Origin of the sequence: Streptomyces manipurensis (genome assembly GCF_049570255.1) — a bacterium.
Lineage (GTDB): Bacteria > Actinomycetota > Actinomycetes > Streptomycetales > Streptomycetaceae > Streptomyces > Streptomyces manipurensis.
On sequence record NZ_CP186950.1, the window covers coordinates 4,563,327 to 4,577,553 of the forward strand.

General features: G+C 72.3%; 17 protein-coding genes. 10 read left to right on the forward strand and 7 right to left on the reverse strand.

Going from position 1 to position 14,227, the window contains the following annotated elements; all coding sequences use genetic code 11:
- Window positions 1-226 precede the first annotated feature (226 nt).
- Complete coding sequence (locus tag ACPU2J_RS21240; protein ID WP_399815109.1) at window positions 227-595, reverse strand: cupin domain-containing protein; 369 nt, start codon at window positions 593-595, stop codon at window positions 227-229.
- Window positions 596-656: 61 nt separating this feature from the next.
- Window positions 657-1,391 (reverse strand): alpha/beta hydrolase, encoded by a 735-nt coding sequence (locus ACPU2J_RS21245; protein ID WP_420079813.1) that lies wholly within the window; start codon window positions 1,389-1,391, stop codon window positions 657-659.
- Between the two features lie 114 nt (window positions 1,392-1,505).
- Here ACPU2J_RS21245 and ACPU2J_RS21250 point away from each other — a divergent pair, with 114 nt between their 5' ends.
- The 3 genes from ACPU2J_RS21250 to ACPU2J_RS21260 all read left to right on the forward strand — a co-directional run bounded on the left by ACPU2J_RS21250 (window position 1,506) and on the right by ACPU2J_RS21260 (window position 3,943).
- Window positions 1,506-2,654, forward strand: a complete 1,149-nt coding sequence (locus ACPU2J_RS21250; RefSeq protein ID WP_361590834.1) for an adenosine deaminase — start codon at window positions 1,506-1,508, stop codon at window positions 2,652-2,654.
- A gap of 139 nt (window positions 2,655-2,793) precedes the next feature.
- Window positions 2,794-3,057 (forward strand): hypothetical protein, encoded by a 264-nt coding sequence (locus ACPU2J_RS21255; RefSeq protein ID WP_361590832.1) that lies wholly within the window; start codon window positions 2,794-2,796, stop codon window positions 3,055-3,057.
- Between the two features lie 127 nt (window positions 3,058-3,184).
- Window positions 3,185-3,943: a hypothetical protein gene (locus ACPU2J_RS21260; RefSeq protein ID WP_420079812.1), complete on the forward strand. Its 759-nt coding sequence runs from the start codon at window positions 3,185-3,187 to the stop codon at window positions 3,941-3,943.
- A 30-nt stretch (window positions 3,944-3,973) separates the two neighbouring features.
- Here ACPU2J_RS21260 and ACPU2J_RS21265 read toward each other — a convergent pair whose 3' ends face one another.
- The 3 genes from ACPU2J_RS21265 to ACPU2J_RS21275 all read right to left on the reverse strand — a co-directional run bounded on the left by ACPU2J_RS21265 (window position 3,974) and on the right by ACPU2J_RS21275 (window position 5,524).
- Window positions 3,974-4,174, reverse strand: a complete 201-nt coding sequence (locus tag ACPU2J_RS21265) for a PspC domain-containing protein (RefSeq protein WP_423833821.1) — start codon at window positions 4,172-4,174, stop codon at window positions 3,974-3,976.
- A gap of 39 nt (window positions 4,175-4,213) precedes the next feature.
- The gene (locus tag ACPU2J_RS21270; protein ID WP_365069914.1) at window positions 4,214-4,792 is read right to left on the reverse strand and encodes a VanZ family protein; all 579 of its coding nucleotides are present in this window, start codon (window positions 4,790-4,792) and stop codon (window positions 4,214-4,216) included.
- 93 nt (window positions 4,793-4,885) lie between these two features.
- A complete protein-coding gene (locus tag ACPU2J_RS21275) occupies window positions 4,886-5,524 on the reverse strand; it encodes a PH domain-containing protein (protein ID WP_361590824.1) in 639 nt (212 codons plus the stop codon).
- A 279-nt stretch (window positions 5,525-5,803) separates the two neighbouring features.
- Here ACPU2J_RS21275 and deoC point away from each other — a divergent pair, with 279 nt between their 5' ends.
- The 3 genes from deoC to ACPU2J_RS21290 are packed head-to-tail and all read left to right on the forward strand — an operon-like array spanning window position 5,804 to window position 9,106.
- The gene (gene deoC / locus ACPU2J_RS21280; RefSeq protein WP_420082372.1) at window positions 5,804-6,766 is read left to right on the forward strand and encodes a deoxyribose-phosphate aldolase; all 963 of its coding nucleotides are present in this window, start codon (window positions 5,804-5,806) and stop codon (window positions 6,764-6,766) included.
- 5 nt (window positions 6,767-6,771) lie between these two features.
- On the forward strand, window positions 6,772-8,208 hold the full coding sequence (locus ACPU2J_RS21285; RefSeq protein WP_420079810.1) for an aldehyde dehydrogenase family protein: 1,437 nt from the start codon (window positions 6,772-6,774) through the stop codon (window positions 8,206-8,208).
- Entirely contained in the window at window positions 8,201-9,106 is a 906-nt protein-coding gene (locus tag ACPU2J_RS21290; RefSeq protein WP_361590820.1) for an aldehyde dehydrogenase family protein, read from the forward strand. Before ACPU2J_RS21285 ends, ACPU2J_RS21290 begins: the two co-directional genes overlap by 8 nt.
- 141 nt (window positions 9,107-9,247) lie before the next feature.
- Here ACPU2J_RS21290 and ACPU2J_RS21295 read toward each other — a convergent pair whose 3' ends face one another.
- Entirely contained in the window at window positions 9,248-9,595 is a 348-nt protein-coding gene (locus ACPU2J_RS21295; protein ID WP_420079809.1) for a hypothetical protein, read from the reverse strand.
- 51 nt (window positions 9,596-9,646) lie between these two features.
- On the opposite strand from ACPU2J_RS21295, the gene ACPU2J_RS21300 reads away from it, so the two are divergent.
- Window positions 9,647-10,354 (forward strand): uridine kinase family protein, encoded by a 708-nt coding sequence (locus ACPU2J_RS21300; protein WP_423834991.1) that lies wholly within the window; start codon window positions 9,647-9,649, stop codon window positions 10,352-10,354.
- A gap of 140 nt (window positions 10,355-10,494) precedes the next feature.
- Here the strand turns inward: ACPU2J_RS21300 and ACPU2J_RS21305 are convergent, their stop codons facing one another.
- Window positions 10,495-11,190 carry a SigE family RNA polymerase sigma factor gene (locus tag ACPU2J_RS21305; RefSeq protein WP_361590816.1) on the reverse strand — a complete coding sequence of 232 codons (696 nt, stop codon included), beginning with the start codon at window positions 11,188-11,190 and terminating at the stop codon, window positions 10,495-10,497.
- Window positions 11,191-11,390: 200 nt separating this feature from the next.
- On the opposite strand from ACPU2J_RS21305, the gene afsQ1 reads away from it, so the two are divergent.
- From afsQ1 to ACPU2J_RS21320, 3 genes are read left to right on the forward strand one after another with little or no spacing between them, the layout of a single operon-like run.
- A complete protein-coding gene (gene afsQ1 / locus ACPU2J_RS21310; RefSeq protein WP_063754818.1) occupies window positions 11,391-12,068 on the forward strand; it encodes a two-component system response regulator AfsQ1 in 678 nt (225 codons plus the stop codon).
- Window positions 12,065-13,552 (forward strand): sensor histidine kinase, encoded by a 1,488-nt coding sequence (locus tag ACPU2J_RS21315; RefSeq protein WP_361590815.1) that lies wholly within the window; start codon window positions 12,065-12,067, stop codon window positions 13,550-13,552. Before afsQ1 ends, ACPU2J_RS21315 begins: the two co-directional genes overlap by 4 nt.
- Window positions 13,545-14,180 carry a hypothetical protein gene (locus ACPU2J_RS21320; protein ID WP_420082370.1) on the forward strand — a complete coding sequence of 212 codons (636 nt, stop codon included), beginning with the start codon at window positions 13,545-13,547 and terminating at the stop codon, window positions 14,178-14,180. Before ACPU2J_RS21315 ends, ACPU2J_RS21320 begins: the two co-directional genes overlap by 8 nt.
- Window positions 14,181-14,227: the final 47 nt, after the last annotated feature.

Below are 14,227 nucleotides of genomic sequence, written 5' to 3' on the forward strand. Positions count from 1 at the left end.
ATCGGGCGCATCCGGCACCCGCCCGCGAGGCAGAGTGGCGGGACGGCGTGGAGGGGGAGCGCGGTACGCGGACGGGGGACGCCCGCCGTGCGGGCGCGCACACCGTGGTGGTCGCGCCGGATCGATCGGTGCCATCCGACCGTGAGGGGGCGGAGCGGCAGGCCCGACCGCCCCGGCGCGACCACCGCCCGCAGGCCCGCGCCGCGGCCCCGCCCTGCCCGGCGCGTCAGCCGGAGGGCTTCGCGTAGTCCGCGAAGCCGGTCCAGTCCAGCGTCACGCAGGGCTCGTCGCCGAGGACCCACGCGTCGTGCCCCGGCGGCACCCGCATGTAGTCGCCGGGACCGAAGTCGGCGCTCTCCCCGTCGTCCATGACCACGTGCATGCGGCCGCTCACCACGTACCCCGTGTGGTCCGCCCGGCAGCTGTCCGTCCCGGCCAGCGGCCTGACGTGCTCCGACCACTTCCAGCCCGGCTCGAAGACGGCGCGCCCCACGGCGGCGCCGCCCGTCTCCAGCAGGTCCAGCCTGCCCTTGCCGTCCGTGAACGGCCGGGTCTCGTCGGCCACGTCGAAGTTCCTGGACACCAGTCCGGCCATGATCCATCGCCTCCGGAGTGAAGCCCCCGCTCTCCTCACTCTACGCGCGGCGTCCGCCGCCTCAGCCGCGCAGTGACCTCCCGAAGCCCGAGGCCAGGGGCATGCGCAGGCCGAGGGGCGGCGGTGCGGCGAGGGCGTCGGTCACCGGGCGCGAATACCTCCCCGAGAAGACCGCCCCCAGGACGAAGTCGACGCCCAGGGCGACCACTTCCGCCTGGTGCTCGCGCAGCCCGTGCCCGTCCGAGTGCACCTCGAAGCGGCACGTCGTGCGGTTCGCCTTCTTCGCCCGCTCCGCCAGCCGGTAGGACCGCTCCGGGTCGCTGCGCGCGTCGTTGGTGCCGTGCACGATCAGCACGTGCCGCCCCGACAGCTGCTTCACCGGTTCAGGGGGGTCCGACGCGGACGCCCCCTCCAGACAGGGGGCCATCGCCAGCACCGAGTTGACGGCCTCGTGGCCCGCCGCGCGCAGCGCGGCCAGCCCGCCCGCCCCGTAGCCGGCCAGGCAGACCGCCACGTCGCCGTAGCGCCGTACGGCCTCGTCCGCCGCCCAGCGCGCCTGGTCCTCCCGGGGGGAGTCCCCGCCGTGGATGACGGTGTGCGTGACCAGCCCTTCCGCCGCGCCCGCCCGGGCCAGCGCCCGCGCGAGCGGACGGACCGGGCCGGGGGAGAATCTCAGGGCCCCGGGAAGCAGGAGCACCACCCCGTTGACCGGGCTTTCCGTCGTACCCGAGCCGGTTCTCGCGCCGGCCGCCCGCCCCAGGCGGGCCCCGCGCGCCGGCGGCGCATGCTGTGCCATGGCGGAACAGTCTCAGACGCGGAGGTGTACGCCATCCGTCCGCGCGGTCTCTGTTACATATCGACGGCCGTCGCGGACCCCCCGCTCTACGCGCGTAGGAGTTAGAGTGCGCAGATGACGAGCGACACCCCCAACCTGCCGACCCCGGATCAGATCCGCCGTTCCCCGAAGGTGCTGCTGCACGACCACCTGGACGGCGGGCTGCGGCCCGGGACCATCATCGAGCTGGCCCGCGAGGTCGGCTACGAGAACCTCCCCGAGACCGACGCCGACAAGCTCGGCGTCTGGTTCCGCGAAGCCGCCGACTCCGGCTCCCTCCCGCGCTACCTGGAGACCTTCGCGCACACCTGCGCGGTCATGCAGACGAAGGAGGCCCTCTTCCGGGTCGCCGCCGAGTGCGCCGAGGACCTGGCCGAGGACGGCGTCGTGTACGCCGAGATCCGCTACGCCCCCGAGCAGCACCTGGAAGCCGGCCTGACCCTCGAAGAGGTCGTCGAGGCCGTGAACGACGGCTTCCGCGAGGGTGAGCGCCGCGCCAAGGCCAATGGGCACCGCATCCGGGTCGGCGCCCTGCTGACCGCGATGCGCCACGCGGCCCGCGCGCTGGAGATCGCGGAGCTGGCCAACCGCTACCGCGACAACGGCGTGGTCGGCTTCGACATCGCCGGCGCCGAGGCCGGGTTCCCTCCCACCCGCCACCTCGACGCCTTCGAGTACCTCAAGCGCGAGAACAACCACTTCACCATCCACGCGGGCGAGGCCTTCGGCCTGCCGTCGATCTGGCAGGCGCTGCAGTGGTGCGGCGCCGACCGCCTCGGTCACGGCGTGAAGATCATCGACGACATCGAGGTCGCCGAGGACGGCTCGGTCACGCTGGGCCGCCTGGCCAGCTACGTCCGGGACAAGCGCATCCCCCTGGAGATGTGCCCGACCTCGAACCTGCAGACGGCCGCGGCCGCCTCGTACGCCGAGCACCCGATCGGCCTGCTGCGGAAGCTGCACTTCAGGCTGACGGTGAACACCGACAACCGCCTGATGAGCGGCACCAGCATGAGCCGCGAGTTCGAGCACCTGGTGGACACCTTCGGCTACACGCTCGACGACATGCAGTGGTTCACCGTCAATGCGATGAAGTCCGCGTTCATTCCTTTCGATGAACGACTGGCGATGATCAATGAGGTCATCAAGCCCGGGTATGCGGAGCTGAAGTCGGAATGGCTGTTCCGCCAGACCGCTTCCACCAGCGGTTCCATCACGGCGTAGGCCATGGCGTGACACAGGGGAAGCGCCCGGGAAACACAATTCCCGGGCGCTTCCTCGTATTAAAGGATGTTTGCGGGCGGGGGATCGCAGTGACTAACTTGCGGAGCTGCTCAATTCCCCGTCGCAAGGAAACCCTTTCATGAAGCAGTCAGCTGCCAAGACCCTCGGTGTCGCCGCCCTCGGTGCCGCCTTCGCCGCCGTCGCCGCCGGCACCGCCTCCGCCGCCGTTCCCGCCATCGGCGTGACCGACGCGCTGGGCACCGCCACCGGCGCGCTCCAGAGCGTCACCAGCCAGCAGCAGATGGGCGCCGAGGGTGGCCAGCAGGCCAGCGACCCGGCCGCCGCGCTCGCCCCGGTGACCGGTCTCCTGGGCGGCCTGCCGACGAGCGGCCTGGGCGCCTGATCCCTGCGGGACCCGTACGCGCGCACACGTGGCGCACGCCCGTTCGAGCGGGTGGGCGCCACGTCGTGCCGTGTGCCACGATCACCACCAACTGCCCGCCGACGTACGGGGTATGAGGTTCTCGGTCATGCGCATGAAGGTACGAGCGACGATGGTCGCGCTGGTTCCCGCCCTGCTGATGGCGGCCGTGGGGTGCAGCAGTACGAACACCCCCGCGACGGGCAAGGCCCCCGACCCCAAGGGCTCCTCGGGCGCGGCCTCCGGCGCGCCCGGCGCCCCCGCACCCTCCGCCGGATCCTCCGCGCCGTCGGCCGGCGCGAGCCGGCCGGAGCGGGCCGCCCTCGCCCAGGGCGATCTGCCCGGCTACCAGGTCTCCGCCCAGGGCAAGAACCCGGGCGCCCCGGACGGCCAGCCGCAGGCCGACAAGAAGGCCTGCCAGCCGCTGGCCGACATCATGGGCGACAAGCCGGATCCGAAGGCGCGCGAGACCGTCAACCGCGGCATCGGATCGCAGAAGCAGGTCGGACTCGCCGTCTCCGCCTCCGTCAGCTCCTACTCCGAGAGCGACGCCAAGGCCCTGGTCGCCCGCCTGAAGGCCGCGATCCCCGCCTGCGGCACGGGCTTCTCCGCCACCGTCGAGAAGCAGACCGGCAGCTACCGCGAGGTCCGCGCCGCCGACTACCGCGCGGTCGGCGACGAGAGCGTCAGCTGGACGATGACCGCCGCCGCCCAGGGCGTCTCGGCCCAGGTCCACCTGGTCGTCGTACGCCAGGGCGACACCGTCGTACGGCTCATGGCCCTCAACGTGGCGGCCGCCGACCAGAAGGCCCAGGTGCCCCAGGAAGTGACGGACAAGCAGCTGGAGAAGGTCCGCAAGGCCGGCTGAGCGGCGGCCGACGGGCCGCCGCCCGGCCCGTCACCAGGCGGCCGAGGTGGACTTCTCGTTCGGCAGCAGCACCCACAGCGCGATGTAGACGAGGAACTGCGGGCCGGGCAGCAGGCACGAGACGGCGAAAATGGCGCGCATCGTGTTCGCGGAAATTCCGAAACGCCGCGCCAGTCCGGCGCAGACTCCACCGATCCAGCGGCCGTCACGGGGGCGGACCATGGCGCTCATGAGATTCTCCTTCGTCGGGATCGCTTTCCTTGCGATGCCTCAATACTCCCGCTGGACCGCCGACAGAACGTCGGTCCAGGGGCCGAGGCCGACCCTGGGAATCCTCGGGGTGTCCCCCTGATAAGCGGTGTGTGAGCGCCGCAGCCGGGCCCGCAGCGCCGGTACGACGGCCGCGTGCGCGATCAGCACGCCGAGGGTGTTCAGCAGCACCGCGTCCACGTCGACGACCCGGCCCGGGACACCGCTCTGCAGCATCTCGATGCTGAGCGAGACCAGCGCGCCCGCGGCGGTGGTCCGCACCAGCGAGGACCACTCGGCCAGCCGCGACATCCAGAGCCGTCCGCTGACCAGCGGCACCAGCACCCCGAGCGGGGCCAGCAGCGCGAGTCCCTCACCGATCCGCCGGGCGGCCTCCAGGGGCCCGAGGGCCAGGTCCGCCCTGATCCCCGCCAGCGGGGTCAGATTGCTCGCGGCGGCCCAGGGGAGGTCCAGGGGGCTCAGGGTCAACCAGCCGACGACCAGGAGGTGGGCGGCGAGCAGGACCCCGGCGGTGAGTCGGAGACGGAGATCGATCGCGGTGGCGTTGGCGGTGCTCCCGCCGGCCTCATGACGCTGCACACCTGCGAGGACGCACGCGTCGGCGGCGCCGGTTCCGTTCGGGAGGGTCGTGTGGCGGGAGCCACGGCAGGGGCCGGGCGGGCGGCCGCTCCGTCAGCGCGTCGCCAGCAGGACGATCAGCAGTGCCGCGCCGGCCACCGCGGGCGCGATGATCTCGTACGACCACCGGACCCGTACGCCGCCCTGGGCGCCGGGGCGCTCCGCACCGCGCTCGGCCAGCTCCTGGAGCTGGTCCACGACCTTGTCCGCGTTCGCCCGCATCGGCTCCGCCGGCACCCGGACCCGCTGGCCCGGCTCGCGCTGCTCCCGGTCGCGCAGGCCCTCCTGGCGCAGCCGCTGGCGGTTGGCCTTCTTGCGCTCGCGCAGGGACACGGGCACCGACCACAGCTGGTACTTCGACCCCTCGGCCAGCACCTCGGCCGAGTACCCGGCGCGTACGGCGTCCACCGCCGCCCAGGGGAGCTCGATGATCCGGAACGGATTGCGCACGCGCATCCGGTCGTCGTTGGCGAAGACGGCCGGGCGGATCGTGAAGGCCACGATGAGCGGTACGACGCACAGGGCGACCGCCAGCGAGATCCAGGGCGTGGCGCCGGTGCCGCGCAGGACGGCGTCGCCGCACAGCCACGCCGTCAGCGCGAGCAGCAGAACCCCCGAGACGACGCCCATGGAGGAGCGGTAGACCCGGTCGTGGTAGACCGGCTCGCCGGTCGGCTGCTGCTGGCTGCTCATGGGGTCGATTCTGCCCCACGCCGTCTCACCCGACGAGATCGGAGTGTGCGAGGTCACCGGTGGGGAGGCGGGGCCGCTGCGGAAAAATCCGGAAAACGTGTGCGAGTGGGGGACCGGGTGCCCGTCACCACCGTGCGACGGGAAAAGCGGAGGTCAGCGGTCCGCGACGCGGTGCCGCGCCGACGCCCCGCTCCGCCCGGATGTGACCCGCCCCGCACAGATGTGCACCGGCGGGGGGTGACAGGTCGCTACGCGCGTAGATATGCTCATCTGGTGACCATGCCCACCACCCTCACCGCATTCGCTGACGTGACGACGTCCGACAGTGCGCTGCGCCGCTTCCTGCACGGGCTGCCCGGCGTCGACACTGTCGGTCTGGAGGCCCGCGCGGCCTCGCTCGGCACCCGTTCGATCAAGACGACGGCCAAGGCGTACGCCATCGACCTGGCCATCTCGATGATCGACCTGACGACGCTGGAAGGCGCGGACACCCCGGGCAAGGTCCGGGCGCTCTCCGCCAAGGCCGTCCATCCCGATCCGACCGACCGCACCACCCCGATGACGGCCGCCGTCTGCGTCTACCCCGACATGGTGGCGACCGCCAAGGCCGCCCTGAACGGCGCCGACGTCAAGGTCGCCTCCGTGGCCACCGCCTTCCCGGCCGGCCGCGCCGCCCTCCCGGTCAAGCTCGCGGACACCCGCGACGCCGTCGCCGCCGGTGCCGACGAGATCGACATGGTCATCGACCGTGGCGCCTTCCTCGCCGGCCGCTACCTGGAGACGTACGAGCTGATCAAGGCCGTCAAGGAGGCCTGCGTCCGCGCCGACGGCACCTCCGCCCGCCTCAAGGTCATCTTCGAGACCGGCGAGCTGTCGACCTACGACAACATCCGCCGCGCCTCCTGGATCGGCATGCTCGCGGGCGCCGACTTCATCAAGACCTCGACGGGCAAGGTCGGCGTCAACGCCACGCCCGCGAACACCCTGCTCATGCTGGAAGCCGTCCGCGACTTCAGGGCGCAGACCGGGATCCAGATCGGCGTGAAGCCGGCCGGCGGCATCCGCACCACCAAGGACGCCCTCAAGTTCCTGGTCCTGGTCAACGAGACCGTGGGCGAGGACTGGCTGACCAACGAGTGGTTCCGCTTCGGCGCCTCCAGCCTGCTCAACGACCTGCTGATGCAGCGCCAGAAGCTGAGCACCGGCCGTTACTCCGGTCCCGACTACGTGACGGTGGACTGATCACCATGGCATCCCTCTTCGAGTACGCACCGGCCCCCGAGTCCCGCTCGGTCGTCGACATCGCCCCCTCCTACGGGCTCTTCATCGACGGCGAGTTCACCGACGCCGCCGACGGCAAGGTCTTCAAGACCGTCTCCCCCTCCTCGGAGGAGGTCCTCTCCGAGGTCGCCCAGGCGGGCGCCGCCGATGTGGACCGCGCCGTGAAGGCCGCCCGCAAGGCCTTCGAGAAGTGGTCCGCGCTGCCCGGCTCCGAGCGCGCCAAGTACCTCTTCCGCATCGCCCGGATCATCCAGGAGCGCAGCCGCGAGCTCGCCGTCCTGGAGACCCTGGACAACGGCAAGCCGATCAAGGAGACCCGCGACGCGGACCTCCCCCTGGTCGCCGCCCACTTCTTCTACTACGCGGGCTGGGCCGACAAGCTCGACCACGCGGGCTACGGCCCGAACCCGCGCCCGCTGGGCGTCGCCGGCCAGGTCATCCCCTGGAACTTCCCGCTGCTCATGCTCGCGTGGAAGATCGCCCCGGCCCTCGCCGCCGGCAACACCGTCGTGCTGAAGCCGGCCGAGACCACCCCGCTGTCCGCGCTGTTCTTCGCGGACATCTGCCGCCAGGCCGGGCTGCCCAAGGGCGTCGTCAACATCCTCACCGGCTACGGCGACGCGGGCGCGGCCCTCGTCGAGCACCCGGACGTCGACAAGGTGGCCTTCACCGGCTCCACCGCCGTCGGCAAGGCCATCGCCCGTTCGATCGCCGGCACCGACAAGAAGGTCACCCTGGAGCTCGGCGGCAAGGGCGCCAACATCGTCTTCGACGACGCCCCCATCGACCAGGCCGTCGAGGGCATCGTCACCGGCATCTTCTTCAACCAGGGCCAGGTCTGCTGCGCGGGCTCCCGCCTCCTGGTCCAGGAGTCGATCCACGACGAGCTGCTGGACTCCCTCAAGCGCCGGCTGTCCACGTTGCGCCTGGGCGACCCGCTCGACAAGAACACCGACATCGGCGCGATCAACTCCGCCGAGCAGCTCGCCCGGATCACCGCGCTCGCCGAGACCGGCGAGGCCGAGGGCGCCGAGCGCTGGTCCCCGGCGTGCGAGCTGCCGTCCTCCGGCTACTGGTTCGCCCCGACGCTCTTCACGAACGTCACCCAGGCGCACACCGTCGCCCGCGACGAGATCTTCGGCCCGGTGCTGTCCGTGCTGACCTTCCGCACGCCCGGCGAGGCCGTAGCCAAGGCCAACAACAGCCAGTACGGCCTGTCCGCCGGCATCTGGACGGAGAAGGGCTCGCGCATCCTCGCCGTCGCGAACCAGCTCCGCGCCGGAGTGGTGTGGGCCAACACCTTCAACAAGTTCGACCCGACCTCGCCCTTCGGCGGCTACAAGGAGTCGGGCTTCGGCCGCGAGGGCGGCCGCCACGGTCTGGAGGCCTACCTCGATGTCTGATTCCTCGGCGGCGCCTGCACGCCTGACCGTCTTCAAGACCTACAAGCTGTACGTCGGGGGCAAGTTCCCCCGCTCCGAGAGCGGCCGGGTGTACGAGGTGAGCGACTCCAAGGGCAAGTGGCTGGCCAACGCCCCGCTGTCGTCCCGCAAGGACGCGCGTGACGCCGTCGTCGCGGCCCGCAAGGCCTTCGGCGGCTGGTCCGGCGCCACCGCCTACAACCGCGGCCAGATCCTCTACCGCATCGCCGAGATGCTGGAGGGCCGCCGCGAGCAGTTCGTCCGCGAGGTCGGCGAGGCCGAGGGCCTGTCCAAGTCGAAGGCGGCCGCCGTCGTCGACGCGGCCATCGACCGCTGGGTCTGGTACGCGGGCTGGACCGACAAGATCGGCCAGATCGTGGGCGGGGCCAACCCGGTCGCGGGCCCGTTCTTCAACCTCTCCACCCCCGAGCCGACCGGTGTCGTCACCGTCGTGGCCCCGCAGGACTCCTCGTTCCTGGGCCTGGTGTCGGTGATCGCCCCGGTCATCGCGACGGGCAACACCGCCGTCGTCATCGCCTCCGAGAAGTCGCCGCTGCCGGCGCTCTCCCTCGGCGAGGTGCTGGCCACCTCCGACCTGCCGGGCGGCGTCGTCAACATCCTGTCGGGCAAGGCCTCCGAGATGGGCCCGCACCTGGCCTCGCACCAGGACGTCAACGCCATCGACCTGGCCGGCGCCGACACGGCGCTCGCCAAGGAGCTGGAGATCGCGGCCGCCGACAACCTCAAGCGCGTCCTGCGTCCACAGCCTGTGGACGACTGGAGCGCGGACCCGGGCACGTCCCGCATGACGGCGTTCCTGGAGACCAAGACGGTCTGGCACCCCACCGGGTCGCTGGGCGCGGGCGGCTCGTCCTACTAGGACCCCCGCCGCAAGGAACGGCCCCGGCAGCGTCCCCCGCGCTGCCGGGGCCCTTCTCTTTCGCCGGCTCGGTTCGCCTCCGGCGGCGCCGATGCCGCCTTCGCCGACGCGCCGCCTTCGGCTCACTCGCCGGGCGGGGCCTCAGCGGGCGGTCAGGGGGCCCAGCAGTGAGGAGGCCGCCGCCGTCGGGAGCTCGCCCACCGACGGGCCCTGCGTGAGGATCCCCGTCACCGCCGTCGTGCCCACCGCCGGGAAGTCCGCGACCTTCGTCGCGACGCCGTTGTCCAGCGGGTCCACCCCGGTGTGCGCGAGCGGGTTCACCTTGAGGTTCGCGATCGGGTCCGTGACCCCCGCCAGGGCCGCCGGGACGTCCAGCTCCCCGGCCTGCGCACCCCCCGCGGCCATCGCCAGGGCCGCGCCGGCCATCGAGAGGGTCAGGCCCGCGCTGCGGAGCCGGTTCGGTGTCGAAGGGCTTGCGTGACGTGCCATGAGGATCCCGCCTGAGGTCGTGTTCGCGTGCGCACGCAGCGTAGTGGAGGTGTGTTCCTGGACACCAACCGGCCACCGGGAGGATCCCCTACCCGGGGGAATGGTTCAGACTGGTGTCCCGTGAGCTCCTCCTCTCCTTCGCCGACCCGTGTCGTCCTGCTGACCGGTCCGTCGGGCTCCGGAAAATCCTCGCTGGCCGCCCGCTCAGGGCTGCCCGTCCTGCGCCTCGACGACTTCTACAAGGAGTGCGAGGACCCGACCCTCCCGCTGGTGGAGGGCAGCTCCGACATCGACTGGGACTCCCCGCTGTCGTGGGACGCCGACGCCGCGGTCGCCGCCATCGCGCAGCTCTGCGCCGCGGGGCGGACCGACGTGCCGGTCTACAACATCTCCACCAGCTCCCGCACCGGCTGGGACACTCTCGACATCGCCCGCACCCCGCTGTTCATCGCGGAGGGCATCTTCGCCGCGGACATAGCCGCCCGCTGCCAGGAACTGGGGCTGCTCGCCGACGCGATCTGCCTGCGGGGGCGGCCGTCCACGACCTTCCGCCGCCGGCTGGCACGCGACCTGCGCGAAGGCCGCAAGTCCGTCCTGTTCCTGATCCGCCGCGGCTGGCGCCTGATGCGCGCCGAGCGCGGGATCGTCGCCCGGCACGTCGCGCTGGGCGCCCACGCCTGCGGCCGCGACGAGGCCCTCGGCCGTCTCGCGGCGGCCGCCGCCGGCCGTCACCGCTCGGCGAGCACCGCCGCCGCGTGACGTCGTCCCCCCGTACCTGAAAAAGGTGCGCGGGGTCGGTCGGACCCCCGGCCGACCGACCCCGCGCGTCTACCCCTGTTGGCCGCCGTCTCACCCCCGCAAGACGGTCCCCCGTGGCCGGGGTGGTCCATCCGCCGCCGTCAGGCGACGAGCTCCTCGAACGACTCCGCCTCGTCACGGCCGAAGCTCAGCGCCTCGTCCTCCCGCAGGCGGCGCAGCGAGCGCCAGATGCTCGACTTCACGGTGCCGACGCTGATCCCGAGGATCTCCGCGATCTCCGGGTCCGTGCGGCCCTCGTAGTAGCGCAGCACCAGCATCGTGCGCTGCGGCTCCGGGATCCGGGTCAGCGCCTGCCACAGCACCGCGCGCAGCTCCGTACCGCGCATCGCGTCCGTGTCGGAGGCCGTCTCCGGCAGCTCCTCGGTCGGGTACTCGTTCAGCTTCCGCCGGCGCCAGGCGCTGATGTGCAGGTTCGTCATCGTGCGGCGCAGGTAGCCGCCGACGGCCGCCTTGTCGCTGATCCGGTCCCAGGCGCGGTACGTGGAGAACAGCGCGCTCTGCAGCAGGTCCTCGGCCTCGTAGCGGTCGCCCGTGAGGTGGAAGGCCGTCGCGTACAGCGCGGCCCGTCGCTCCTGGACGTACGCCGTGAACTCGGCCTCGGACGTGGAGGACGGGGTCGGCTGGGCGGGAACCGCCTGGTACTGGTGTGCGTCAATGGCTACGACGTGGGCCGGCCGGGGCCGGGAGACCGCCACCGAACGGACACCCGCCCGGCGGTTCACATCGTGCAGCCGCGTGACAACCGCGCCGGTGCTGGTGCTGTGCAGCGTGTTCATCTCGCGCCCCCCGTCGTGGAGTGTGTCTGCTTCGGTTCGCTGTGCGTTGCCTAGAAGACTGCCGCGCCGACATAACCGGGGTGTCCGTCGACTGTCACAGCACTGTCACAGCGGCCCCGCGCGGCCCACGCTCCGACGTGGTGGCGATCCCCTCCCCCCGACGGTCGAACTCCCGACGGCCGATGGGTCAGAATGAGCCCGTGCCTTTCCTGTTGCTGATCGAGGACGACGACGCCATCCGCACGGCCCTCGAACTCTCCCTGTCCCGCCAGGGCCACCGTGTGGCCACCGCGGCGACGGGCGAGGACGGCCTGAAACTGCTGCGCGAGCAGCGGCCGGATCTGATCGTGCTGGACGTGATGCTGCCCGGGATCGACGGCTTCGAGGTGTGCCGGCGGATCCGGCGCACCGACCAGCTGCCGATCATCCTGCTCACCGCGCGCAGCGACGACATCGATGTCGTCGTCGGCCTGGAGTCCGGGGCCGACGACTACGTCGTCAAGCCCGTGCAGGGCCGGGTCCTCGACGCGCGCATCCGCGCCGTGCTGCGCCGCGGCGAGCGCGAGTCCAGCGACTCCGCGAGCTTCGGCTCCCTGGTCATCGACCGGGCCGCCATGACGGTGACGAAGAACGGCGAGGACCTCCAGCTCACCCCGACCGAGCTGCGGCTGCTGCTCGAACTGAGCCGCCGGCCCGGGCAGGCCCTGTCACGCCAGCAACTGCTGCGCCTGGTCTGGGAGCACGACTACCTCGGCGACTCGCGGCTCGTCGACGCCTGCGTCCAGCGCCTGCGCGCCAAGGTCGAGGACGTCCCCTCCTCGCCCACCCTGATCCGCACGGTCCGGGGCGTCGGATACCGCCTGGACTCCCCGCAGTGATCCGCTCGTTGCTCGCGGGCCGGCGCTGGACCAGCCTGCGGCTGCGGCTCCTCGTCGTCTTCGCGCTGGTCGCGCTGACCGCCGCCGTCTCCGCCTCCGCGATCGCCTACTGGCTCAACCGCGAGGCGGTGCTCACCCGTGTCCAGGAAGCCGCCCTCGGCGACTTCCGGCAGGAGATGCAGAACCGCGCCGCCGCACTGCCCGCCGACCCGACGCCCGAGGAGCTGCAGCGCACCGCCGAGCTGATGGCGGGCAGCAGCCCCGGCTACAGCGTGCTGCTCGTCGACACCGGCAAGGACAACCGCCTGATGTACGGCGCGGCCGGGCCGGACAACTTCCGGCTGACCGACGTGCCGAAGTCCCTGCAGCACGCGGTGAACGACCGTCAGAAGACCACCGCCGCCAACGACGCCGAGTACCACATGTACTGGCAGCGCACGAAGCCGCGCGGCAACCCCTACCTCGTCGGCGGGACCCGGATCGTGGGCGGCGGGCCGACCGGCTACATGTACAAGTCCCTCGCCCAGGAGCGGGACGACCTGAACGCGCTGGCCTGGTCGCTGACCATCGCCACCGGCCTCGCCCTGCTCGGTTCGGCGCTGCTGGCGCAGGCCGCCGCCCGTACGGTCCTCAAGCCCGTCCAGCGGCTGGGCGACGCCGCCCGCCGGCTCGGCGAGGGCGAACTCGACCACCGGCTGGAGGTGTCCGGCACCGACGAGCTCGCCGACCTGTCGCACACCTTCAACAAGACGGCCGAGGCGCTGGAGAAGAAGGTCGCGGACATGAGCGCCCGGGAGGAGTCCAGCCGCCGCTTCGTCGCCGACATGTCGCACGAACTGCGCACGCCGCTCACCGCCCTGACAGCCGTCGCCGAGGTGCTGGAGGAGGAGGTCGACGACCTCGACCCGATGATCGCGCCGGCCGTCGGCCTGGTCGTCAGCGAGACCCGGCGACTGAACGACCTGGTGGAGAACCTGATGGAGGTCACCCGCTTCGACGCGGGCACGGCCAAGCTGGTGCTGGACGACGTCAACGTGGCCGACCAGGTCACCGCCTGCATCGACGCGCGCGCCTGGCTCGACGCCGTCGAACTCGACGCCGAGCGCGACATCATGGCGCGCCTGGACCCGCGCCGGCTCGACGTCATCCTCGCCAACCTGATCGGCAACGCCCTCAAGCACGGCGGCTCGCCGGTGCGGGTGTCGGTGTCCGTCGAGGGCGAGTGGCTGGTCATCGCGGTCCAGGACAACGGCCCGGGCATCCCCGAGGAGGTCCTGCCGCACGTCTTCGACCGCTTCTACAAGGCCAGCGCGTCCCGCCCGAAGTCGGACGGCAGCGGGCTCGGCCTGTCGATCGCCGTGGAGAACGCGCACATCCACGGCGGCGACATCACCGCGGCGAACGTGGAGGGCGGCGGTGCGCTGTTCACCCTGCGGCTGCCGGTGGACGTGGGGAGGGTGATCGCGGGTGAGCAGGATGCGTAGGTCCCGGCGGACGGCTCCGGCCGTGCTGGTCCCCCTCGTCGGCGTCGCGCTGCTCGCGGCCTCCGGCTGCGGGATCCGGGCGACGACCGTGCCGGTGGACGTGGGCGCGGCGCCCTCCCGGGTCTCGTGCGACACCCCGGCGGTGCCGGGCGGCCAGACGGCCGCGGGCTTCCGGGCCACGGTGGAGCTGGTCTGCGGCTCGCAGCTGGTCGGGGTCGAGCGGGTGGTCCCGATGCCCGAGAAGGGCGCCGTACGGGACCCCGCCGTGCAGGCCGCGCAGGCGCTGCTGGAGGCGCTGGAGCGGCCGGTGTCGGCGGAGGAACGGGACGCGGGCTTCTCGACCGGGGTCCCGGCCGGACTGACGGCGGGCGTGCCGCGGCCCGGCGACCCGGCGGGCACGGTGCGGCTCAGCCGCAAGCCCGAGGACCTGCCGCCGGTCGCGCTGTCGCAGATCGTGTGCACGATGGCCGGCAGCGACGCGGTGTCGGCCGGGCCGGGGCCGGTGGTCCTGGGCGGGCCGGACGCCGATCCGCCGCGGGCCTGGGAGTGCACCGACGCGGTCCGCTCACGGCCGGAGTCGGTGCCGACGCTGGGCGAGATCGTCCGCCCCTCCGCCTCGCCGAGCTGACCCGGCGCGGCTGAACATTCAGCCTCGCCGGCGATTGAGGCGCGGGT

What these genes read in the sequence shown, in the direction of transcription:
- ACPU2J_RS21240 (WP_399815109.1), bottom strand. Translation starts at nt 595, where the DNA reads ATGGCCGGACTGGTGTCCAGGAACTTCGACGTGGCCGACGAGACCCGG.
- ACPU2J_RS21245 (WP_420079813.1), bottom strand. Translation starts at nt 1,391, where the DNA reads ATGGCACAGCATGCGCCGCCGGCGCGCGGGGCCCGCCTGGGGCGGGCG.
- ACPU2J_RS21250 (WP_361590834.1), top strand. Translation starts at nt 1,506, where the DNA reads ATGACGAGCGACACCCCCAACCTGCCGACCCCGGATCAGATCCGCCGT.
- ACPU2J_RS21255 (WP_361590832.1), top strand. Translation starts at nt 2,794, where the DNA reads ATGAAGCAGTCAGCTGCCAAGACCCTCGGTGTCGCCGCCCTCGGTGCC.
- ACPU2J_RS21260 (WP_420079812.1), top strand. Translation starts at nt 3,185, where the DNA reads ATGCGCATGAAGGTACGAGCGACGATGGTCGCGCTGGTTCCCGCCCTG.
- ACPU2J_RS21265 (WP_423833821.1), bottom strand. Translation starts at nt 4,174, where the DNA reads ATGAGCGCCATGGTCCGCCCCCGTGACGGCCGCTGGATCGGTGGAGTC.
- ACPU2J_RS21275 (WP_361590824.1), bottom strand. Translation starts at nt 5,524, where the DNA reads ATGAGCAGCCAGCAGCAGCCGACCGGCGAGCCGGTCTACCACGACCGG.
- deoC (WP_420082372.1), top strand. Translation starts at nt 5,804, where the DNA reads ATGCCCACCACCCTCACCGCATTCGCTGACGTGACGACGTCCGACAGT.
- ACPU2J_RS21285 (WP_420079810.1), top strand. Translation starts at nt 6,772, where the DNA reads ATGGCATCCCTCTTCGAGTACGCACCGGCCCCCGAGTCCCGCTCGGTC.
- ACPU2J_RS21290 (WP_361590820.1), top strand. Translation starts at nt 8,201, where the DNA reads ATGTCTGATTCCTCGGCGGCGCCTGCACGCCTGACCGTCTTCAAGACC.
- ACPU2J_RS21295 (WP_420079809.1), bottom strand. Translation starts at nt 9,595, where the DNA reads ATGGCACGTCACGCAAGCCCTTCGACACCGAACCGGCTCCGCAGCGCG.
- ACPU2J_RS21305 (WP_361590816.1), bottom strand. Translation starts at nt 11,190, where the DNA reads ATGAACACGCTGCACAGCACCAGCACCGGCGCGGTTGTCACGCGGCTG.
- ACPU2J_RS21320 (WP_420082370.1), top strand. Translation starts at nt 13,545, where the DNA reads ATGCGTAGGTCCCGGCGGACGGCTCCGGCCGTGCTGGTCCCCCTCGTC.